Source organism: Rhizobium indigoferae, assembly GCF_034554815.1.
GTDB lineage: Bacteria > Pseudomonadota > Alphaproteobacteria > Rhizobiales > Rhizobiaceae > Rhizobium > Rhizobium leguminosarum.
Genome location: NZ_CP140635.1, coordinates 3,687,345 through 3,706,364 on the forward strand (window position 1 = coordinate 3,687,345; position 19,020 = coordinate 3,706,364).

20 protein-coding genes are annotated in these 19,020 nt (G+C 61.7%); 15 read left to right on the forward strand and 5 right to left on the reverse strand.

Going from position 1 to position 19,020, the window contains the following annotated elements:
• Positions 1–47 precede the first annotated feature (47 nt).
• From U5G49_RS18360 to U5G49_RS18370, 3 genes are read left to right on the forward strand one after another with little or no spacing between them, the layout of a single operon-like run.
• Complete coding sequence (locus tag U5G49_RS18360; protein WP_193444286.1) at positions 48–467, forward strand: tautomerase family protein; 420 nt, start codon at positions 48–50, stop codon at positions 465–467.
• Positions 464–868, forward strand: a complete 405-nt coding sequence (locus U5G49_RS18365; RefSeq protein ID WP_193444287.1) for a cupin domain-containing protein — start codon at positions 464–466, stop codon at positions 866–868. Before U5G49_RS18360 ends, U5G49_RS18365 begins: the two co-directional genes overlap by 4 nt.
• The gene (locus tag U5G49_RS18370) at positions 865–1,422 is read left to right on the forward strand and encodes a DUF4865 family protein (RefSeq protein ID WP_193444288.1); all 558 of its coding nucleotides are present in this window, start codon (positions 865–867) and stop codon (positions 1,420–1,422) included. Before U5G49_RS18365 ends, U5G49_RS18370 begins: the two co-directional genes overlap by 4 nt.
• Positions 1,423–1,424: 2 nt before the next feature.
• Here the strand turns inward: U5G49_RS18370 and U5G49_RS18375 are convergent, their stop codons facing one another.
• From U5G49_RS18375 to U5G49_RS18385, 3 genes are all read right to left on the reverse strand, one after another.
• On the reverse strand, positions 1,425–2,060 hold the full coding sequence (locus U5G49_RS18375) for a LysE family translocator (protein ID WP_193444289.1): 636 nt from the start codon (positions 2,058–2,060) through the stop codon (positions 1,425–1,427).
• Positions 2,061–2,199: 139 nt separating this feature from the next.
• A complete protein-coding gene (gene pyk, locus U5G49_RS18380) occupies positions 2,200–3,639 on the reverse strand; it encodes a pyruvate kinase (protein WP_018243516.1) in 1,440 nt (479 codons plus the stop codon).
• Entirely contained in the window at positions 3,639–4,124 is a 486-nt protein-coding gene (locus tag U5G49_RS18385) for a DUF1036 domain-containing protein (RefSeq protein WP_017967841.1), read from the reverse strand. Before U5G49_RS18385 ends, pyk begins: the two co-directional genes overlap by 1 nt.
• A gap of 201 nt (positions 4,125–4,325) precedes the next feature.
• On the opposite strand from U5G49_RS18385, the gene U5G49_RS18390 reads away from it, so the two are divergent.
• The 3 genes from U5G49_RS18390 to U5G49_RS18400 all read left to right on the forward strand — a co-directional run bounded on the left by U5G49_RS18390 (position 4,326) and on the right by U5G49_RS18400 (position 5,790).
• Positions 4,326–5,114, forward strand: a complete 789-nt coding sequence (locus tag U5G49_RS18390) for an N-formylglutamate amidohydrolase (RefSeq protein ID WP_193444361.1) — start codon at positions 4,326–4,328, stop codon at positions 5,112–5,114.
• Positions 5,115–5,129: 15 nt separating this feature from the next.
• Positions 5,130–5,435 carry a DUF1244 domain-containing protein gene (locus U5G49_RS18395; RefSeq protein WP_003582233.1) on the forward strand — a complete coding sequence of 102 codons (306 nt, stop codon included), beginning with the start codon at positions 5,130–5,132 and terminating at the stop codon, positions 5,433–5,435.
• 91 nt (positions 5,436–5,526) lie between these two features.
• Positions 5,527–5,790 (forward strand): DUF2312 domain-containing protein, encoded by a 264-nt coding sequence (locus U5G49_RS18400; protein ID WP_008533181.1) that lies wholly within the window; start codon positions 5,527–5,529, stop codon positions 5,788–5,790.
• A 160-nt stretch (positions 5,791–5,950) separates the two neighbouring features.
• On the opposite strand, the gene U5G49_RS18405 is transcribed toward U5G49_RS18400, so the two are convergent.
• The gene (locus tag U5G49_RS18405; protein ID WP_193444290.1) at positions 5,951–7,798 is read right to left on the reverse strand and encodes a DUF882 domain-containing protein; all 1,848 of its coding nucleotides are present in this window, start codon (positions 7,796–7,798) and stop codon (positions 5,951–5,953) included.
• Positions 7,799–7,976: 178 nt separating this feature from the next.
• A complete protein-coding gene (locus U5G49_RS18410) occupies positions 7,977–9,521 on the reverse strand; it encodes a sigma-54-dependent transcriptional regulator (RefSeq protein WP_018243519.1) in 1,545 nt (514 codons plus the stop codon).
• Between the two features lie 310 nt (positions 9,522–9,831).
• Here U5G49_RS18410 and U5G49_RS18415 point away from each other — a divergent pair, with 310 nt between their 5' ends.
• The 9 genes from U5G49_RS18415 to U5G49_RS18455 all read left to right on the forward strand — a co-directional run bounded on the left by U5G49_RS18415 (position 9,832) and on the right by U5G49_RS18455 (position 18,909).
• Positions 9,832–11,688 (forward strand): M3 family oligoendopeptidase, encoded by a 1,857-nt coding sequence (locus tag U5G49_RS18415; RefSeq protein ID WP_018445975.1) that lies wholly within the window; start codon positions 9,832–9,834, stop codon positions 11,686–11,688.
• Between the two features lie 92 nt (positions 11,689–11,780).
• Positions 11,781–12,941: an aminodeoxychorismate synthase component I gene (locus U5G49_RS18420; RefSeq protein WP_193444291.1), complete on the forward strand. Its 1,161-nt coding sequence runs from the start codon at positions 11,781–11,783 to the stop codon at positions 12,939–12,941.
• Complete coding sequence (locus U5G49_RS18425; RefSeq protein ID WP_166480830.1) at positions 12,938–13,567, forward strand: aminotransferase class IV family protein; 630 nt, start codon at positions 12,938–12,940, stop codon at positions 13,565–13,567. Before U5G49_RS18420 ends, U5G49_RS18425 begins: the two co-directional genes overlap by 4 nt.
• Before the next feature lie 2 nt (positions 13,568–13,569).
• Positions 13,570–13,854: a YciI family protein gene (locus U5G49_RS18430; protein ID WP_018243523.1), complete on the forward strand. Its 285-nt coding sequence runs from the start codon at positions 13,570–13,572 to the stop codon at positions 13,852–13,854.
• A 17-nt stretch (positions 13,855–13,871) separates the two neighbouring features.
• Positions 13,872–14,237, forward strand: coding sequence for a nuclear transport factor 2 family protein (locus U5G49_RS18435; RefSeq protein WP_193444292.1), 366 nt, complete (start codon positions 13,872–13,874; stop codon positions 14,235–14,237).
• Between the two features lie 195 nt (positions 14,238–14,432).
• Positions 14,433–15,884 (forward strand): homospermidine synthase, encoded by a 1,452-nt coding sequence (locus tag U5G49_RS18440; protein ID WP_018243525.1) that lies wholly within the window; start codon positions 14,433–14,435, stop codon positions 15,882–15,884.
• A gap of 171 nt (positions 15,885–16,055) precedes the next feature.
• Positions 16,056–16,424: an outer membrane lipoprotein Omp10 gene (omp10, locus tag U5G49_RS18445; RefSeq protein WP_018243526.1), complete on the forward strand. Its 369-nt coding sequence runs from the start codon at positions 16,056–16,058 to the stop codon at positions 16,422–16,424.
• Between the two features lie 27 nt (positions 16,425–16,451).
• Complete coding sequence (locus U5G49_RS18450; RefSeq protein ID WP_193444293.1) at positions 16,452–16,772, forward strand: hypothetical protein; 321 nt, start codon at positions 16,452–16,454, stop codon at positions 16,770–16,772.
• Positions 16,773–16,947: 175 nt separating this feature from the next.
• Positions 16,948–18,909, forward strand: a complete 1,962-nt coding sequence (locus tag U5G49_RS18455; RefSeq protein WP_193444294.1) for a bifunctional metallophosphatase/5'-nucleotidase — start codon at positions 16,948–16,950, stop codon at positions 18,907–18,909.
• The last annotated feature ends 111 nt before the right edge of the window (positions 18,910–19,020 follow it).

The following is a 19,020-nucleotide window of genomic DNA, read 5'->3' on the forward strand; positions in this document are numbered from 1 at the left end:
GGTTCAGCTGTCAAGGCCGACGGACGGCCTGGACCATGGAGATCCCGATGCCCTTCGTTCGCATTTCCCTTCGCAGAGGCAAGTCGCCGGACTACCTCATGGCGCTGGCCGACAACATCCAGCGCGCCCTGGTCGAGACCTTCGACGTGCCCGAAAACGACCGCTTCCAGGCCATTCATCAGCATGACGACAACGAGCTGATCTTCGATCGCAGCTATCTCGCCGGCCCGCGCTCGAACGATTTCGTCTATATCTCGATCACCATCGGCAGGCCTCGCACCGGCGAGATGAAGGCGGCGCTCTATCGGCGGCTCGCCGATCTCTTGGCGCAATCGCCGGGCCTCCGGCCTGAGGATGTGATGATCGTCATCAGCACCAGCGCGCCGGAAGACTGGTCCTTCGGCGACGGCATTGCCCAGATGACCGACCCAGACTGGCGGCTTCGTGTGGCTGGAGGCCGGCAATGAGCGCTTCGAACCCGAAGGCCATGACCATCAGGCGCCCCGGCAAGGCAATCCGCTCGCCGGAGGGCGTCGCGACTGCGCCCTTCTGGCTCGAGATGCTGCTCGAAGGCCGCGCCGATGGCGAGAACACCGCAATGCGCGCCGCGTTCGATCCCGGCACCATCACCCGCTGGCACACGCATCCCAGAGGCCAGTTGCTCTATGTGCTTTCGGGCCATGGGTTGGCGCAGAATGACGGCGGCCCGATCGAAGCATTGCGCGCCGGCGATGCCGTCTGGTTTGCGCCCGGCGAGCGTCACTGGCATGGCGCCGCCGATGACGGCCCCTTCAGCTATATCAGCGTCCAGCCGACGGAAAACGGCAGCGTCGTCGAATGGCTGCAACCGGTGGAGGGACAGTCATGATCACCATGCAGTACAGCTTCACCCTGCCCGCCGACTACGACATGTCGATCATCGACCGCCGCATCCGCGACAAGGGTCCGTTGCTCGACGGCTTTCCCAATCTCGGTTTCAAAGCCTATCTCAGCGCCCGCAAGGGAGAGTTCGGCAGCCACGACAATCTCTATGCGCCCTTCTATCTCTGGCAGAGGCCGGAAGGAGCAAGCGACTTCCTCTGCGGCCCAGGTTTCGAGGCTCTCACCAGCGCCTTCGGCTGGCCACAGGTGAGGACTTGGATCGTCTGGCAGGCAGAAATCTCAGCTGATATCGCCTCAGCCAAGTTCGCCACACGCGATGTCCTGCAGACAGAGCCTTATGCGCCGCTCGCCGATATCCGCCGCGCCGAAAGCGCGCAGGCTGGTGCCGACGTTGCGACAGGCGACGCGCTCGCCTCCGTCTCCGGCTTCGAACCGACCACCTGGACGCGGGTGCGCTTCAGACTGTGGCGAGAAATTCCCGAGATCGGCGAGCACACGCAGGCCTATCGCCTCGGCCACCTATCCCTGGCTCGACCCTGAACTCAGACGGTTGCCCGGCGATACAATGCCAGCGAGCCGGCAAGCGCCAGTAGCGCGCCACCGCAGGCCCGCTCCAGCCACATGGCGCCTGAGGTCTTGAGGAACCGTACCGCCTGCGAACCGAAGAAGGCGTAGCCGAACATGATGAGGAAATCGAGCACGGCAAAGACCAGCGCAAGCAGCGCATATTGCGTTGCCTGCGGCAGGCTCGGGTCGATGAACTGCGGCAGGAAGGCCGAAAAGAACAAGTAGCCCTTCGGATTGGTCGCCGCGACCATGAAACTCTTCAGCCCGATCGAGAAGGGCGAAGTCGCACCCGCAGGCGCTCCGGACTTCAACGCCGCATCGATCGTGCCCTTCGAACGCAGCAGCATGATGCCGAGAAAGGCGAGATAGGCAGCACCTGCCCCTTTCAGCATCGAGAACCAGAATTCCGACGCAGCGAGCAGCGCACCGAGTCCGATCGCGACGGCGCCGATCAGCACGAAATCGGACAGCACCGCGCCGATCATGCCGGCAACTGCGCGGCGCAGGCCATGCCGAGAACCATTGGTCAGCGCAAGCAGCACCGTTGGCCCCGGCGTCGCGATGCCGACAAAAGAAACGGCTACAAAAGCCAGAAGCGTGACGATATCCATGATGCTCCTCCGAACCCAGAGCATGTCCTGCTCCAGGGACCGAAACTTGCATGCGCCGCCAAGCTTGGCAATGCCGACCCGTCAACGAAAAAGCCCGCCGCCTCTTCAGGCAGCGGGCTTTCGAAGGCATACGATTGGATCAGACGCCGCTCTGGCCGTCGGAGCCGATATAGGCAATGCGGATCATGTTGGTGGCACCGGGCGTGCCGAGCGGCACGCCGGCCGAGATGATGATGCGATCGCCCGGCTTGCCGAAGCCTTCGTCCGCGACGATGCGGCAAGCGCGGTTGACCATGTCGTCGAGATCGGTCGCGTCATGGGTGACCACGCAATGCAGGCCCCAGACGACGGCAAGGCGGCGTGCCGTCTTGATGATCGGCGACAGCGCCAGGATCGGCACCTGCGGACGCTCACGCGAGGCGCGAAGGCCTGTCGTACCCGACGAAGTGTAACAGACGATCGCCGACAGCTTAAGCGTCTCGGCGATCTGACGGGCAGCAAGCGAGATTGCATCGGCACCGGTCGCTTCCGGCTGGGCACGCTGGGCATAGATGATGCCGGGATAATGCGGCTCGCGCTCGATGGCAGTGGCAATCGACGCCATCGTCGCGACAGCTTCGACGGGATAGTCGCCCGAGGCCGACTCGGCCGAGAGCATGACGGCATCCGCACCTTCGAAGACGGCGGTCGCGACGTCGGAAACTTCGGCACGTGTCGGCACTGGCGCTGAGATCATCGATTCCAGCATCTGCGTGGCGACGACCACCGGCTTGCCCGAACGGCGGCAGGCACGGATCAGCTGCTTCTGGATGCCGGGAACCGATTCCAGCGGCATTTCGACGCCGAGATCGCCGCGGGCGACCATCAATGCGTCGGAAAGCTCGATGATTTCCTCGATGCGCTCGAGAGCCTGCGGCTTTTCGATCTTCGACATCAGGCCGACACGGCCACGGGCGATCTTGCGCACTTCGGCAAGGTCGTCGGGACGCTGGACGAAGGAAAGCGCCACCCAGTCGACATCGTCGGTGGCGAGCACCGCATCGAGGTCGGCGCGGTCCTTATCCGTCAATGCGCCGACGCCGAGCAACGTGTCGGGAAGGCTGACGCCCTTGCGGTCGGAGATGCGCGTGCCTGAAATAACAGTGGTGACGATGCTCTTGCCGTCGCATTTTTCTGCGCGCAGGGCGAGCTTGCCATCATCGATCAGCAGACGGTGGCCGGGCTGCACCGACTCGAGGATCTCGGGGTGCGGCAGATAGACGCGGTTCTGGTCGCCGAGCGCTTCGTTGTTGTCGAGCGTGAAGGTCTGGCCGGGCTTCAGGTCCACCTTGCTGTCGACGAACTTGCCGACACGCAGTTTCGGTCCCTGCAGGTCGGCGAGAATGCCGATCGGCCGGCCGGAGCGCGCCTCGACCGAGCGAATGCGCTGGATAAGCGTACGCATCAGGTCGTGGCTCGCATGGCTCATATTGATGCGGAAGACATCGGCACCGGCCTGGTGCAGCTTCTCGATCATCGATTCCTCGGAGGAGGCTGGCCCGAGGGTGGCGAGGATTTTAACTTTGCGATTACGCTTCATCAATTCTGGCTTTCTTGCGTCCCTGGGGTGTCGGAGAGCTGAACCATCCAGCTACCCTGGCGGCCCGTATCATATTCCTTGAATCCCATCTTCTGGTAACCGCGGGCATAACAATCCTGCACACCCGTGATTTTGAATTCGTTTTCCGCCACGCACATCTGCACGTCACCCGTCCATCGTCCTCCCCGGGCGGCGTCCTCTGCGTAGAGGTAGTAATAGCGCGACTGCAATTCTCCCTCGATCAGCGTGGCGCAGGTCGTTGCCGGCACCTGCCACCAGCCCTCCGTCACCCAGCCATCCTTGGCCCGGTATCCGATCGCGACGCCGACGAGATTCTGTGTTCCGTTGCAGACGCGAAAATCGGCGCGTGCGGCGTCTGCAATGAAAAACGGCATGGCGGCTGCAAGAGCGAACAGAGCGAGACGGACCAGCGGTCCGGACCGCGTGAGGAAACTTGGCGCGGCTTGGATCAACACGGCTCCCAAATAGCTCCACGGTTATTCGTATCCGTGTCTTCTTGCGCCGCCGTCAAGCGAAAGTCAACGCAATGCTAATCGATTATATTTCCTTTCATAACCACCCGTCGAGGGTCGGGCTCAACCTCTCCCCACCTGCCGCGCTTGAACCTGCCGCAGGCGCATGCGATCACTGCGCCCGGCGGCGCAATGACGAACGGCAATTCCCTGATGGACGACTTCCAATCTTTCGAAATCCTATCCGGTAAACATGACAAAGGCATGGTGATCCTCGCAGATCACGCGATGAACCGCCTTCCCGCGCGATATGGCAGGCTCGGACTGCCCGACGCGGCCTTCGCCCGCCACATTGCCTATGACATCGGTATCGAGGGCCTGACGCGGCAGCTTTCGGCAAAACTCGACGTTCCCGCCGTGCTCGGCGGCTTTTCGCGCCTACTGATCGACCCGAACCGCGGCGAAGACGATCCGACGCTGATCATGAAAATTTCAGACGGCGCCGTCATATCAGGCAATCATCCGATCACGCCGCAGGAATGGGACTACCGCATCGAAACCTTCCATCGCCCCTATCACGACGCCGTGGCCGCCACGATCGACAGAGTGGCGAATGCCACCGGCAGGGCGCCGCTGGTGCTGTCGCTGCACTCCTTCACGCCGGCCTGGAAAGGCATTCCCCGTCCCTGGCACGCCGCCGTGCTCTGGGATAGCGACCATCGCGCCGTCGGCCCGCTGCTCGACATGCTGCGCGCCGATCCCGATCTCGCCGTCGGCGACAACGAACCCTATGACGGCGCGCTGAAGGGCGATACCATGTACCGTCACTGCATGATCACCGGCATTCCGCATGCGCTGCTCGAGGTGCGCCAGGATCTGATCGCAGACGAGACCGGCATATCGGCATGGGCCGAACGCTTGGCGCCGATCTTTGCGGCGATGAATGCCGATCCCGCCTTGCACGGATACGACGTTCACCTGTCGCGCACCGGCCCCTATTAAAAGAAAGGAAGCAAGATGACCGCGCTCAGCAAGGAACAACAGACCGAATTCGAAGCTGCCGCCTTCCGCCGCCTCGTCGCACATCTTCGCGAACGCAGCGACGTTCAGAACATCGATCTGATGAATCTGGCCGGCTTCTGCCGCAACTGCCTGTCGAACTGGTATCGCGAAGCCGCCGAGGCCGAAGGTGTCCCGGTGACCAGGGACGAATCGCGCGAGATGGTCTATGGCATGCCCTATGAGGACTGGAAGAATCTTCACCAGAACGAGGCCTCGCCTGTGCAAAAGGCTGCTTTTGAACTGAACAATCCACACAAATAGCTTGGCTGGCCGCGAACAGGCTTGACCACGACGCCGCTTCGCGGCAGTCACTGGCATCCAAAATTGATCACCGAAAAATCAGGAGAACACGATGTCTGATGCTCATGGCGTCGCCCGCGATCAGCTTCGCGCTTTCATCGAGCGCATTGAACGGCTGGAAGAAGAAAAGAAGACCATCGCCGACGACATCAAGGACGTCTATGGCGAAGCCAAGGGAATGGGCTTCGATACCAAGATCCTGAAGAAGGTCGTGGCGCTGCGCAAGAAGGACGAGCAGGAGCGCATGGAAGAGGAAGCAATTCTCGACACCTACCTGCACGCGCTCGGTATGATCGAGGCGCCGCCGGAAGGCTGATCCACCGACATCGCCGATATCGACAAGCCGCCGAGCCTTTCGGCGGCTTTTCTTTTGCGTAGAACACGCTTGCCCAAGCGGCCACCTTGCCGGATCGAAATAGCAAAAAGAAAAACCGCCGGATCGCGCCGGCGGTTTCGAAATTCCGTAATCGGCAGGCTCAGTTCGTGTTGAACTTGCGCACTTCCATGAAGTTTACAGCCGTGCCGCTGAAGCGGGCCGGGTCGACCGAAGCGGTCTTGATGTTGAAGCCCTCGGCATAGACGGCGGTCGGCTGAGCCCGCATCGTCTGGCTGACGAACCGCGGCGCCTTGACCTGCTTGGAGGCCATTTCCAGGCGAGCATTGGTGAGCGCCCACTGCGAGATCATCTTTTCCGTCAGCTTCGGCTCGGTGCGTACCGTCGTGCGGCTGGCATCCGCTGCCGCGGCTTCCTTCTGCGTCGGGCGACCACCCTTGGCGGGAAGCCCCTGCGCCACGGCGCTTTCGGCCGCCGGTTCGTCGAAGCTGTCGCCAAAGCTTGCCGATTTGGTCATCGGTGCCAATGCTGCGAGCTCGAGCGGCGGCTTTGCGGCAGGCGTCTTTTGCGTCATCGCAGCGTTGATCGCCTGCTCCACCGTGACCGGCGGCGCCTTCGATGCGATCTGGCTTTCCCTTTCGTTCCGCTGCTGGTCGAGCGCATCGGCCACGGCAGGAGACAGTACGTCCTGATCGGCTTCGTCGGCCTCTGCTTCCGGATCGGCATCGGCCGCGGCAAGAAGGTTCTCGGCAACGGAAGGGCGTTCGATCGGCGTCGGAACCGGCAGTCCATTCGCGCCCGTCAGCACGGGATCGGTCGACGCGACCTCGGCGTCGCCAGGCGCGCGGCGCGGGCCGAGAAGCGAGGGAACCGGAATGCTGTAGGCGCTAAGATCGGCGAACTGCTGCGGCTGAGCCTGATCGGCCGGAAGGGCCGCCGCAAGAGCCTGCTGGGCAGCATTACCCGAAGGCGGCGCGACGAGCGCACTCGCCACTTCGCTGCCTGCCGGCTGGTTGCTGAATGCCGGTCGAACCTGCGGCACCGGCGCATTCAGATCGGCGACCTCGGTCGGCTGCGGCTCGGCCGGGGCGGGCTCGGCCTTCGGCGGCGTCGCCTTGGCAACTGCAACAGGCGTGGAATCGTCCGACTCGTCTTCCTGCTCGTCCGCTCCGCCGCCAAAGAGCGCTTCAAACAGCGTCTTGTGCTTCGGCGATTCCGATTCGGATGCGCTGGCGATCTGGATCTGCGTGCCGCTGGCGCGGCGCTTATAATCGGCCATCGCCTGCTGGTAGCCCGGCAGCGGCTTGCCGTCAGCCGGAATATGAATGGTGTTGCCGTTCGGGAAAAGCCGGACAAGCTCGTCGCGGCTCATGCGCGGCCAGGCGCGAACGCCGCCGACATCCATATGCACGAAGGGCGAGCCCGACTTCGGATAGAAGCCGACGCCGCCGACCTGCATCTTCATGCCGATGCCGCGCAACGTCGCCAGCTTGACGTCGGGAATGAAGAAGTCCATCGCCTTGCCAAGCATATGCTGGCTTTTTTCGGCGACACCGGAATTGCGCGAGCGGCCGCGCAGCATCTCGTTGGTTCCCGGCGAGCGGAAACCGCAGACGACGTTGATGTAGTCCCTCGAACCGCTCTGGCGATAGACTTCCCAGATCAGGTCGAACAGGCGCGGATCCATCTTCGTCGGCTGGTTCTTGCGCCAGTCGCGCAGGAAGCGGTTCAGCTGCTCCAGACCCTTGGGGTCGAACTTGCCATTACGCTTGTAGGTGATGACGGCTTTTTCGCCGGTATGAATGAAATAGAGCTTGAGACTGCGGGTGTCGCCCGCTGCCTGCGAAGGCGTACCAACGAATACCGGTGAGGAAACCGCGAGCGCAAGAAGGGCGGCCGCTACCGTCCTTATTGCCTTTCCGCAAATGTCGGCGCACAACAAACGCCAGCTCAAGCGCGAAGGCTTGGAATTCCCATTCAGATTCGGCAACTCGATCCCCGTCAGACAGACAATGTCCCGTACTGTCTCAGATGACTGTCAAATGCGGTCACACGATGGCAAAAATGCCACACATGATCAACCTTTTCTTTACATAGTGAACGCACCACTAACAAGTGGTTTATGACTAGTAACAAAACGTGGTTGCCTTAATCTTAACGAAAAGCGCTTAAGCCGCATCTTTCTGGGGATTGTCAGGGTCTATGCCGTAATCCTTGAGCTTGCGATAGAGTGTGGATCGGCCGATGCCAAGCTTGCGCGCTACTTGACTCATCTGTCCGCGATAGAATTTGAGTGCGAATCGGATAAGTTCCTCCTCGACATCGGCAAGCCTACGCACGTCTCCGGCAGGATTGACGCTGGCGATCGCGTTTTCCGATACTTCGGACAGGCGGTGGTGCACCTCTCCCGACATCGACGCCCTGAAGTCCTCGCCATAGCCATTGTCGGGATCGAGGCCGGTATTGTCGGCAACGAGCGCCAGATGATCCACCACGTCATATTCCGGAAGCTGGGCAGCGATCTGCGGGAAATCAGCCTCGGTCAGCTCCGGCCCTTCGGCCAGAACGACCGCGCGGAAGATCGCGTTTTCGAGCTGTCGGATATTGCCCGGCCAGTCATAGGCGGTCAGCAAAGCCAGCGTGCCGGCATTCACCGTCATGCGGCGGCCACTCTTCTGCTCGCTGGAGAAGCGGTCGGCAAAGACGCGCACCAGATGCGGAATGTCTTCCTTGCGTTTGCGCAGCGCCGGAATGGTGATCGGGAAGACGTTGAGGCGATAATAGAGATCCTCGCGGAAATGGCCGTTCTTGACCTCCTCGATCAGATCCTTGTTGGTCGCCGAGATCAGTCGGACATTGACTTTGTGTGCGGTGCGTGCACCGACGGTCTCGATCTCGCCCTGCTGCACGGCACGCAAGAGCTTCACCTGCACCTCGAGCGGCAGGTCGCCGATCTCGTCGAGGAAGATGGTGCCGCCGTCGGCTTCCATGAATTTGCCGATGTGGCGCTCGGTCGCGCCGGTAAACGCGCCCTTCTCGTGACCGAAGAGAATGCTCTCGACCAGATTATGCGGGATCGCCCCGCAATTGACGGTAACGAAGGGCTTGTTCGAGCGGTCTCCGCCAGACTGGATGGCGCGCGCCACCAGCTCCTTGCCGACGCCGGATTCGCCTTCGAGCACGACGGGGATGTTGGACTGAGCCGCTCGCTGAGCAAGATCGATAACCCGGAGCATCGCCGGGCTTGCCGAGACGATATCGTCGAAGCCGACGGAGCCTGAGCGCGACCGGCGTCCGGCCCGCGCCTTCACCTCGCGCTGGTCGAGCTTCATCGCGTTCGAGATCGACGTGGCGATGCGTTCGGGCGAGACCGGCTTGACGACGAAATCGAAGGCGCCGGCGCGCATCGCCTGCACCACAGTCTCGATGCCGCCCTGCCCCGTCTGCACGATGACGGGGATCTGCGTGCCGAATTCGTGAAGCGCGTCGAGGAATTCGAGGCCGGTCATCTCCGGCATCATCAGGTCGAGCACGATGACATTGAAAAGGCCGCTGTCGCGTTTGACCATTTCCAGGCCGATGCGGCCGTTTTCCGCCTGGTGCACGACATGGCCGTGACGCTCGATTGCGTTCTTGAGCAGGCGGCGCTGCACGGGGTCGTCTTCGACCACGAGGATTTGCCCTGCTCCCTTGAGCTCATTGTAACCGGTCATTGTCGCCTCACTTCATGCGAAACCATAAAGCGCACTCTGACAGGAAGGCTTGAACATCCAGTTTTGAGAAACAATTGCATTTTAACAATTGCAACGGGTCGTTTTCGTGCCGAAGCGAGCCTTTTCATGCACCGAAAGCCCCGCGATGCCGGGCCTTGGCACGCTGACAGCGCCGCGCGTCTTTCAGACGCGCAAAGGTCGCTGTAACACTTTCAATCAACGCATCATGCTTTCCGAAAATCGATTCCGATTTTCGGGCCGATGCGCTAGACAATCAGACCTGTTATGAAAGTGGAGAGGAATTGCGCCCATGAAAATCACGCTCCCGCATGCCGGCCTTCATTTGTCGGCAGCAGCACCGGCTGGGGCCGCCGACCCGGCGCTCGGCGATCTGCCGGTCTGGAAGCTGCAGGATCTTTATCCCTCCGCTACCTCCACCGCCTTCGTCGCCGACATGGAAAAGGCCGGCAAGGCCGCAATCGCCTTTGAAGAAAAGTGGAAGGGCAAACTCACTGAGGCGGCGACGAAGACCGGCGCTGAGGGCATCGGCGCGGCCCTGAAGGAATATGAGGCGCTGGACGACATCATCGGCCGCCTCGGCTCCTTTGCCGGCCTCACCTATTTCTCCGACACCACCAACCCGATAAACGGCAAGCTCTACGGCGACGTACAGGCCAAGATAACCGAATTTTCCGGCCATCTCCTGTTTTTCGCGCTGGAACTGAACCGCATCGACGACGCGGTGATCGACGCCTGCATGGCGAATGATCCCGCCGCCGGGCATTATCGTCCTTGGCTGCTCGACCTCAGGAAGGACAAGCCCTACCAGCTCGACGACAGGCTGGAACAGCTTTTCCTCGAGAAGTCGATGACATCGGCCGCCGCCTTCAACCGCCTCTTCGACGAAACCATGGCGGAACTTCGCTACGACATCGATGGCGAGAAAGTGCCGCTCGAAGTGGCGCTGAACAGGCTGCAGGAAAAGGATCCTGAGGCGCGACGCAAGGCAGCCATGGCGCTCGCCGAAACCTTCAAGGCGAATATCCGCACCTTCACGCTGATCACCAACACGCTTGCCAAGGACAAGGAGATCGCCGACCGCTGGCGCGGCTTCGAGGACATCGCCGACAGCCGCCACTTGGCAAACCGCGTCGAGCGCGAGGTCGTCGATGCGCTGGCCGCGGCCGTCCGCGAAGCCTATCCCCGCCTTTCGCATCGCTATTACAAGATGAAGGCGAAATGGCTCGGCATGGAACAGATGAATTTCTGGGACCGCAACGCGCCCCTTCCGGAAACCTCCAGCGCCATCATCTCCTGGCCGGAGGCGAAGGACACGGTGCTTTCGGCCTACGGCAATTTCGCCCCGGAGATGGCTGATATCGCCAGGCGCTTCTTCGACGAACAGTGGATCGACGCCCCGGTCCGTCCCGGCAAGGCGCCCGGCGCCTTCGCCCATCCGACGGTTCCCTCGGCCCATCCTTATGTGCTCGTCAATTATATGGGCAAGCCGCGCGACGTGATGACGCTCGCCCACGAACTCGGGCACGGCGTGCATCAGGTTCTCGCCGGCGCGCAAGGGGCGCTGATGTGCCAGACGCCGCTGACGCTTGCCGAAACCGCTTCCGTCTTCGGCGAGATGCTGACCTTCCGCGCGCTTCTGCAAAAGACCACCGACACGCGCGAGCGCAAGGCGATGCTCGCGCAGAAGGTCGAGGACATGATCAACACGGTCGTGCGCCAGATCGCCTTCTACGAATTCGAGCGCAAGCTCCACACCGCCCGCAAATCAGGTGAACTCACAGCTGACGACATCGGTGAACTCTGGCTCTCTGTTCAATCGGAAAGCCTTGGGCCGGCGATCAGCATTTCCGAGGGATATGAGACCTATTGGGCCTATATCCCCCACTTCATCCATTCGCCCTTCTATGTCTACGCCTATGCCTTCGGCGATTGCCTGGTGAATTCGCTCTATGCCGTCTACCAGAAGGCCGAGAAGGGCTTCCAGGAGAAGTATTTCGAACTGCTGAGGGCCGGCGGCACCAAACATCACTCGGAACTGCTGAAGCCTTTCGGCCTCGACGCCACCGATCCGTCGTTCTGGAGCCAGGGCCTGTCGATGATCGAAGGGCTGATCGACGAGCTGGAAGCGTTGGACCGAGCAGCCTGATCAGCCCTGTCCCCACGCCAAACCTCTTCCCGCAAGCGGGGAGAGGCGCCGGCTGGCGGACCAGGTAGATCGCACTCCAAGAAAAGACGCCGATGGCCGAAACCCAACCCTATATTCTGTTCCGCGACGACGCGACCGGACAGGTGATGCTTTTCGCCGAGCCGGCAGAGATCATCCTTGGCAGGACGCGCGCGGAGTTCTTTGCAGGCCTTATCAGGATGGAGCAGGCCAAGACCGCAGGCAAATGGCTTGCCGGCTACATGGCCTACGAGGCCGGATACCTCTTCGAAGAAAAACTCGCTCCCTTCACCGGGGAGCATCGCGAAACCCCGCTGCTCTGTTTCGGTGTGTTCGACGCTCCACAGCCGGATACACATCCGCTTGCCCAACCAAAACAGCGCCCCGAAAACGAGGAATTCCTCACCGCTCCGAAAGCCGCCTGGGATTTCCCTGTATATAAGGAGCGCTTCGACCGCCTCCATAAGCACCTGCGGCTCGGCGACGCCTATCAGGCGAACCTCACCATGCCGGTCGAGGCCCGCTGGAACGGTGATCCCCGTGCCGCCTTCTGGTCGCTGATCGAACGCCAGCCGGTCAAATACGGCGCGCTGGTCGATCTCGGCGGTCCGGTCATCCTTTCACGGTCGCCCGAACTTTTCTTCCGCACCGATGAAGAGGGCTGGATCGAGACCCATCCGATGAAGGGCACGGCAAAACGTGGCACGACTGCCGCCGAGGATGCCGAAATCATCGAGGCCATGCGCCGCGATATCAAGACGCAAGCGGAAAACCGCATGATCGTCGATCTCCTGCGCAACGATATCTCCCGCATCACCGAGGTCGGCACGCTTGACGTCCCGAAGCTCTTCGACATCGAGACCTATCCGACCGTCCACCAGATGGTGAGCCATGTGCAGGCAAGGCTCCGCCCCGATCTTTCGATCCATGACATCTTCTCCGCGCTCTTCCCCTGCGGTTCGATCACCGGCGCGCCGAAGATGCGGGCAATGGAAATTCTCCATGCGCTCGAGGATGTCCCACGCGACGCCTATTGCGGCGCGATCGGCATGATCTCGCCCACCGGCGCCATGCGTTTTTCCGTCGCCATCCGCACCATCACGCTTTTTGAGGGCGGCAGGGCCGTCTTCAATGTCGGCGGCGGCATCGTCTTCGATTCCACCGCCGAGGCCGAATATGAGGAATGCCTGCTCAAGGCCCGCTTCGCCGTCGGCGACCAATGGATTGCGCGATGATCGATTTTTCGCTGATCGAGACGCTGCGCTGGCAGCCAGGCGAGGGCTTCATTCGGCTGCGGCTGCATCTCGCCCGGCTGTCCCGCTCCGCCCGTCGCCTTGGCTTCCCGCAGCCGATCGAGGCGGCGGCCAAGCTCGACGAAGCCGTTGCAGGTGCTGCCGGTCCGCTGCGCATCCGCCTGACCTTCGATGCGCAAGGCCGGATCGAGGTGACGAGCGCCGCCTTCCTCCCGCTGGCGCCCGATACGACCTGGATCGCCCGCCTCGCCGAAACCCGTCTGAATTCCGCCGACAGGCTGCTGCGCGTCAAGACCACGCGCCGCGCCGTCTACGAGGCCGCGCGGGCCGAATATCAGCCTGATGAGGCCGATGAGGTCATCCTTTTGAACGAGCGCGGCGAAGTCTGCGAGGGTACCATTACCTCGATCTTCCTGGACGACGGAACCGGCATCCTGCGCACCCCGCCCATCTCCTGCGGCCTGCTCGCCGGTGTGCTGCGCACCGAGCTCATCTGCCGGCGCCAGGCCCGCGTCGGCCGCCTCGCGCTTGCCGATCTCGATGCCGGCACGCTTTATATCGGCAACTCGCTGCGCGGCCTGATCCGCGCAAACCTCGTCAGGAACTGACCATGTTCATTCTCTCGCTCACCTATGTAAAATCCAACGATGAAGCCGACAGGCACATGGAGCCGCACATGGCCTGGGTGAAGGAGGGGTATGCCAAGGGCTGGTTTCTCGCCTCCGGCCGCAAGGTGCCGCGCACCGGCGGTGTCATCCTCGCAATCGGCGATCGCGCCGCGGTCGAGGCCTATGTCGCCACCGATCCCTTCACCATCCACGGCGTCGCCGAATACGAAATCACCGAGCTAGCCGTGACGACGGCGGTCGAAGGACTGGAAATCCTGAAGCGCTGAATTTGCAGGAGTCGATTGTGGATGATCTCGCCGCCCATCTGAAAGAACTCGAGGAAAAACTCTTCGACCCATCGGTTCGCGCCTCGCGGGAGATGCTGACTGCGCTGCTCTCTCGCGATTTCCGGGAAATCGGCAGTTCCGGACGGCTCTATACCTTCGATATGATCGTGCCCGCTCTTTTGGCCGAGCATCGGACGGGAACGTCACGCGGCGAGCATTTCGAAACCCAAAGACTTGCCGAGCATATCGCGCTCGTCACCTATCGCGCCATTTACACGGACGTCGACGAAAGCGAAAGGCAAACGCTGCGCAGTTCCGTCTGGCGGCTGGAAGAGGATGGGCATTGGCGCATGCTCTTCCACCAGGGCACCGTCATCGGTTAAGCCAAGCCATGCTGGCTGCCGATCCCAGGACGGCTTCGCCGGCCTCTATCGCCGCTCGATATTTGGCCTTTCCCCCTCAATGCTCTTTATTGTGACGTCGTTTTATGGTTAGAGCCGGTCACCTCGCACTCTCTGCGGCAATTTCAAAACAATTCTCTGGCTGAACGCCTTCGTCCCCTTGTACAGGAGAAAAGAATGACGGAACAGAATTATCCGGTATATGCCGAAATTACCGGTCCGATCGTGATGATCGGCTTTGGCTCCATCGGTCGCGGCACATTGCCCCTGATCGAGCGCCATTTCAAATTCGACAAGAGCCGGATGGTCGTCATTGACCCGCGTGAAGAGCCTTCCGACATGGAGATCCTGAAGAAGCACGGCGTTCGCCATATCAAGGAATATGTCACCAAGGACAACTATAAGGAACTGCTGAAGCCGCTGCTGACGGAAGGCGAAGGCCAGGGTTTCTGCGTCAACCTCTCGGTCGACACCTCCTCGCTCGACATCATCAAGCTCTGCCGCAAACTCGACGTTCCCTATATCGACACCGTCGTCGAACCCTGGCTCGGCTTCTATTTCGACAAGGGCATGAGCAATGCCGACCGCACCAACTATGCGCTGCGCGAAACCATGCGCAAGGAAAAGGCGAAGAACCCGGGCGGCGCCACCGCCGTCTCCACCTGCGGCGCCAATCCGGGCATGGTCTCCTGGTTCGTCAAGCAGGCGCTCGTCAACCTTGCCAACGATACCGGCCTCAAATTCGAGGAACCGGACCAGCACGATCGCGAAGGCTGGGCAAAGCTGATGAAGAAGCTCGGCGTCAAGGGCGTCCACATCGCCGAGCGCGATACCCAGCGTACCAAGCATCCGAAGCCGCTCAACGTCTTCTGGAACACCTGGTCGGTCGAAGGCTTCATTTCTGAAGGCCTGCAGCCGGCCGAACTCGGCTGGGGCACGCATGAAGAATGGATGCCGAAGAACGCCAAGAAGCACAAGAAGGGCAACAAGGCGGCGATCTACCTGGAACAGCCGGGCGCCAACACCCGCGTGCGGACCTGGTGCCCGACGCCCGGCCCGCAATATGGCTTCCTCGTCACCCACAATGAGTCGATCTCGATCGCCGACTTTTTCACGGTCCGCGACAAGGACGGCGAAGTGACCTTCCGCCCGACCTGCCACTATGCCTACCATCCGGCTAACGACGCCGTGCTCTCGCTGCATGAGATGTTCGGCAATGGCGGCACGCCGCAGCCGGTCCACCACGTTCTTGATGAGGACGAGCTGGAGGACGGCATCGACGAACTCGGCGTCCTGCTCTACGGCCATGAGAAGAATGCCTACTGGTATGGCTCGCGCCTGTCGCTGGAAGAAACCCGCCGCATCGCGCCCTACCAGAACGCCACGGGCCTGCAGGTCACATCAGCCGTCCTCGCCGGCATGGTCTGGGCGCTGGAAAACCCGAATGCCGGCATCGTCGAAGCCGACGAGATCGATTACAAGCGCTGCCTCGAAGTGCAGATGCCCTATCTCGGCCCGGTCGAGGGCCACTACACCGACTGGACCCCGCTCGACGGCCGTCCGGGCCTCTTCCCCGAGGATATCGACACCAAGGATCCGTGGCAGTTCAGGAACATTCTCGTTCGCTGAGATCGCCTGCACGACTTTGACAATGCCCGCCACAAGGCGGGCATTTTTGTAACGCCGGCTGTCTAAATGCCGCCCGCTGCCCTTCCAAGGCTTGCCTTCATGCCGGGCGCGCGCCATGTTTTGCCCGAAGTTGGCGGGTGTCCGCCGCGCCGATTCGCCGGGAGAAGCCTTATGAAAATCAGAACTGGTCTCGTTCTTGTCGGTGCAGCGGCCGCTCTTGCCGCCTGCGTTTCATCAGAGCCGCGCCGTCTGCCGGTTGCAACCGCGCCCGCCGCTACCGGCGTCGAAGGCAACTGGAGCGATCCGAACGGCATCGTTTCCACCTTCCAGGGCGGTACTTTCACCACCCGCACGACCGACAGCAACCAGCTTCTTGCCTCGGGTACCTATATCAATACCTCACCGACCCTGGTGGAGATCAACATGACTTCGCTGGTGCGCAAGACCCAGTCCAAGGTCAATTGCGCCCTCGTCAACCCGAGCCAGCTCAATTGCACCTCCGATTCCGGCGCACAATTCACGCTTTCCCGCCGCGGCTGAAAAATGAGGTGATAGGCTAAGCACACCATGCGGGCCTTCGCCTCTTATCTCATCCTGCTGCTCGCAATGCCGCTTGCGGCACTTGCGGTCGTCTTGCCGGCCAACGTCTATCGTGCCCAGGGCATCGCCGCTCCCGATTGCGACGGGCCGCTGCAGGCGTTGATCTTCGCCGTGCCTGCCGTCCTGATCTACGGCGCAGGTGCGCTCCTTGCCTATCGGGCCGGCCAGCGCTTTCATCGCCTTGTTTCCCTTCTCTGCTTGGTCATAGCACTCGCTGCAGTTCCGAATATTGCAGAGGCCGTGCACGAACTCTATCGAAACGCCGCCGACGGCGAATGCCGGGGATAAGCAACCCGGCTTTTTTGCCCTGCCCCCTTGGAAAGCGCCCAGCCTGGCCCAGCTTTCTCTTGCGGTTGTGCATCGTCTGATGGAACATCCGCACGCCGGGAAACCGCCCCGGCGCACGATGAAAGGGATCGGCGAGGATCAAGGGGGATTCTTCGCCTCAATCAGGAGAACAGGGATGACGAAGTCTTTCAGCTTCGGTCTTTTGACCGCGTCCATGCTGGCGCTGAGCGCGGGCGCCGCCTTTGCGGATTACGAACTCAATATTCTTCATATCAACGATTTCCATTCACGCATCGAATCGATCAACAAGTTCGACTCCACCTGCTCGGCAGAGGAGGAAGGCAAGAAGGAATGCTTCGGCGGCGCCGCCCGCCTGAAGACCGCGATCGACCAGCGTCGTCAGGCGCTATCGGGCAAGAATGTCCTCCTCCTCAATGCCGGCGACAATTTCCAGGGCTCGCTCTTCTACACGACCTACAAGGGAGCGGCCGAAGCCGAATTCCTGAACCTGATGAAGTTCGACGCCATGACCGTCGGCAATCATGAATTCGACGACAGCGAGGATGGGCTTGCGACCTTCCTCGACAAGGTGCAGTTCCCCGTCGTGACGGCGAATGTCAAGGCGACAGCCGCCTCCAAGCTCGGCGACCGCATCAAGCCCTCGCTGGTGCTCGATGTTGGTGGCCAGAAGATCGGCATCGTCGGCGCCGTCACCAATGATACGGCAGAGCTTTCCTCCCCCGGCCCGAACGTGACGATCGCCGATGACGTCCAGGCCATTACTTCAGCCGTTCAGGATCTGAAGAGCCAGGGCGTCAACAAGATCATCGCGCTGACCCATGTCGGTTATCCCCGCGATCTCGCCCTGATCGCCAAGATCCCGGATGTCGATATCGTCGTCGGCGGCCATTCCCACAGCCTGCTCTCCAACACCGACCCCAAGGCCGAAGGCCCCTACCCGACGATGGTCGACAATCCCGGCGGCTATAAAGTGCCGGTCGTCCAGGCCGCCTCCTACAGCAAGTATCTCGGCGACCTCGTCGTCAATTTCGACGATAGCGGCGTCGTCAAGGATGCCAAGGGCGATCCGATCCTGATCGATTCCACCTTTACGCCCGATCCGGCCGTCATCACCCGCATTGCCGAACTGGCAAAGCCGATCGAGGAATTGCGCAAGAAGGTGATCGGCTCTTCCGAAAGCCCGATCGAAGGCGACCGCAAGGTCTGCCGCGTCAAGGAATGCTCGATGGGCAATCTGGTGGCCGATGCCATGCTCGATCGCACCAAGAATCAGGGCGTCACCATCGCCGTTCAGAACGGCGGCGGCCTGCGTGCTTCAATCGATGGCGGCGAGGTCACCCAGGGCGAGGTCATCACCGTCCTGCCGTTCCAGAACACGCTCGCCACGTTTGAGCTGACCGGCGCAAACGTCGTCAAGGCGCTCGAAAACGGCGTCAGCCAGATCGACCAGGGCGCCGGCCGTTTCCCCCAGGTCGCCGGCCTCAAATTCTCCTTCGACCAGTCGAAGCCCGTCGGCAGCCGTGTCAGCGATGTGCAGGTGAAGGACGGCGACAATTTCGCTGCGATCGATCCGGCCAAGACCTACAAGGTCGCGACCAACAACTTCATGCGGGCCGGCGGCGACGGTTATTCGATCTTTAAGGAAGGCCAGAACGCCTATGATTTCGGCCCGGATCTTGCAGATGTGACCGCCGAATACGTCGCCGCGCATTCGCCTTACAAGCCATACACGGATGGCCGCGTCACGGAACTGGCGCAGGCAGCGCCCGCTCCTTCCGCTTCCGAGCCTGCGCCTGCACCGGCTGCTCCGGCCCCCTCCACCGAACCCACCCCTGCACCGGCCGCGCCTGCTCCGTCCACGGAGCCGGCTCCCGCACCCGCTGCACCCACACCTGCTGCCCCGGCACCAGCAGCACCGGTCCCCGCGCCGGCAGCCTCCGCACCTGCCGCAACGACGCCTTCTACCCACGTCATCGCCGCGGGCGACACCTTCTGGGATCTCGCCGTGACCTTCTATGGCGACGGCACGTTGTGGCGGAAGCTCTCGGATGCGAACGGCAAGCCGAACCCGCGGCACCTGACAGTCGGCAAGGAGATCGAGGTCCCTGCCAAGTAAGACGATTTGTCCCGATGTCACTGGCCGGCCCGGGGTTTCCCGGGCCGGTTTTTGTTTCTATAGGGTGAACCACGATCTCTAGGCTGCGTATGAGCCGAAGAGACAGAAAGA

Bases quoted from the DNA above. Each gene is read 5' to 3' on its own strand.
- U5G49_RS18360 (WP_193444286.1), top strand. From the start codon at position 48: ATGCCCTTCGTTCGCATTTCCCTTCGCAGAGGCAAGTCGCCGGACTAC.
- U5G49_RS18365 (WP_193444287.1), top strand. From the start codon at position 464: ATGAGCGCTTCGAACCCGAAGGCCATGACCATCAGGCGCCCCGGCAAG.
- U5G49_RS18370 (WP_193444288.1), top strand. From the start codon at position 865: ATGATCACCATGCAGTACAGCTTCACCCTGCCCGCCGACTACGACATG.
- U5G49_RS18375 (WP_193444289.1), bottom strand. From the start codon at position 2,060: ATGGATATCGTCACGCTTCTGGCTTTTGTAGCCGTTTCTTTTGTCGGC.
- pyk (WP_018243516.1), bottom strand. From the start codon at position 3,639: ATGAAGCGTAATCGCAAAGTTAAAATCCTCGCCACCCTCGGGCCAGCC.
- U5G49_RS18390 (WP_193444361.1), top strand. From the start codon at position 4,326: ATGGACGACTTCCAATCTTTCGAAATCCTATCCGGTAAACATGACAAA.
- U5G49_RS18395 (WP_003582233.1), top strand. From the start codon at position 5,130: ATGACCGCGCTCAGCAAGGAACAACAGACCGAATTCGAAGCTGCCGCC.
- U5G49_RS18400 (WP_008533181.1), top strand. From the start codon at position 5,527: ATGTCTGATGCTCATGGCGTCGCCCGCGATCAGCTTCGCGCTTTCATC.
- U5G49_RS18410 (WP_018243519.1), bottom strand. From the start codon at position 9,521: ATGACCGGTTACAATGAGCTCAAGGGAGCAGGGCAAATCCTCGTGGTC.
- U5G49_RS18415 (WP_018445975.1), top strand. From the start codon at position 9,832: ATGAAAATCACGCTCCCGCATGCCGGCCTTCATTTGTCGGCAGCAGCA.
- U5G49_RS18420 (WP_193444291.1), top strand. From the start codon at position 11,781: ATGGCCGAAACCCAACCCTATATTCTGTTCCGCGACGACGCGACCGGA.
- U5G49_RS18425 (WP_166480830.1), top strand. From the start codon at position 12,938: ATGATCGATTTTTCGCTGATCGAGACGCTGCGCTGGCAGCCAGGCGAG.
- U5G49_RS18430 (WP_018243523.1), top strand. From the start codon at position 13,570: ATGTTCATTCTCTCGCTCACCTATGTAAAATCCAACGATGAAGCCGAC.
- U5G49_RS18440 (WP_018243525.1), top strand. From the start codon at position 14,433: ATGACGGAACAGAATTATCCGGTATATGCCGAAATTACCGGTCCGATC.
- omp10 (WP_018243526.1), top strand. From the start codon at position 16,056: ATGAAAATCAGAACTGGTCTCGTTCTTGTCGGTGCAGCGGCCGCTCTT.
- U5G49_RS18450 (WP_193444293.1), top strand. From the start codon at position 16,452: ATGCGGGCCTTCGCCTCTTATCTCATCCTGCTGCTCGCAATGCCGCTT.
- U5G49_RS18455 (WP_193444294.1), top strand. From the start codon at position 16,948: ATGACGAAGTCTTTCAGCTTCGGTCTTTTGACCGCGTCCATGCTGGCG.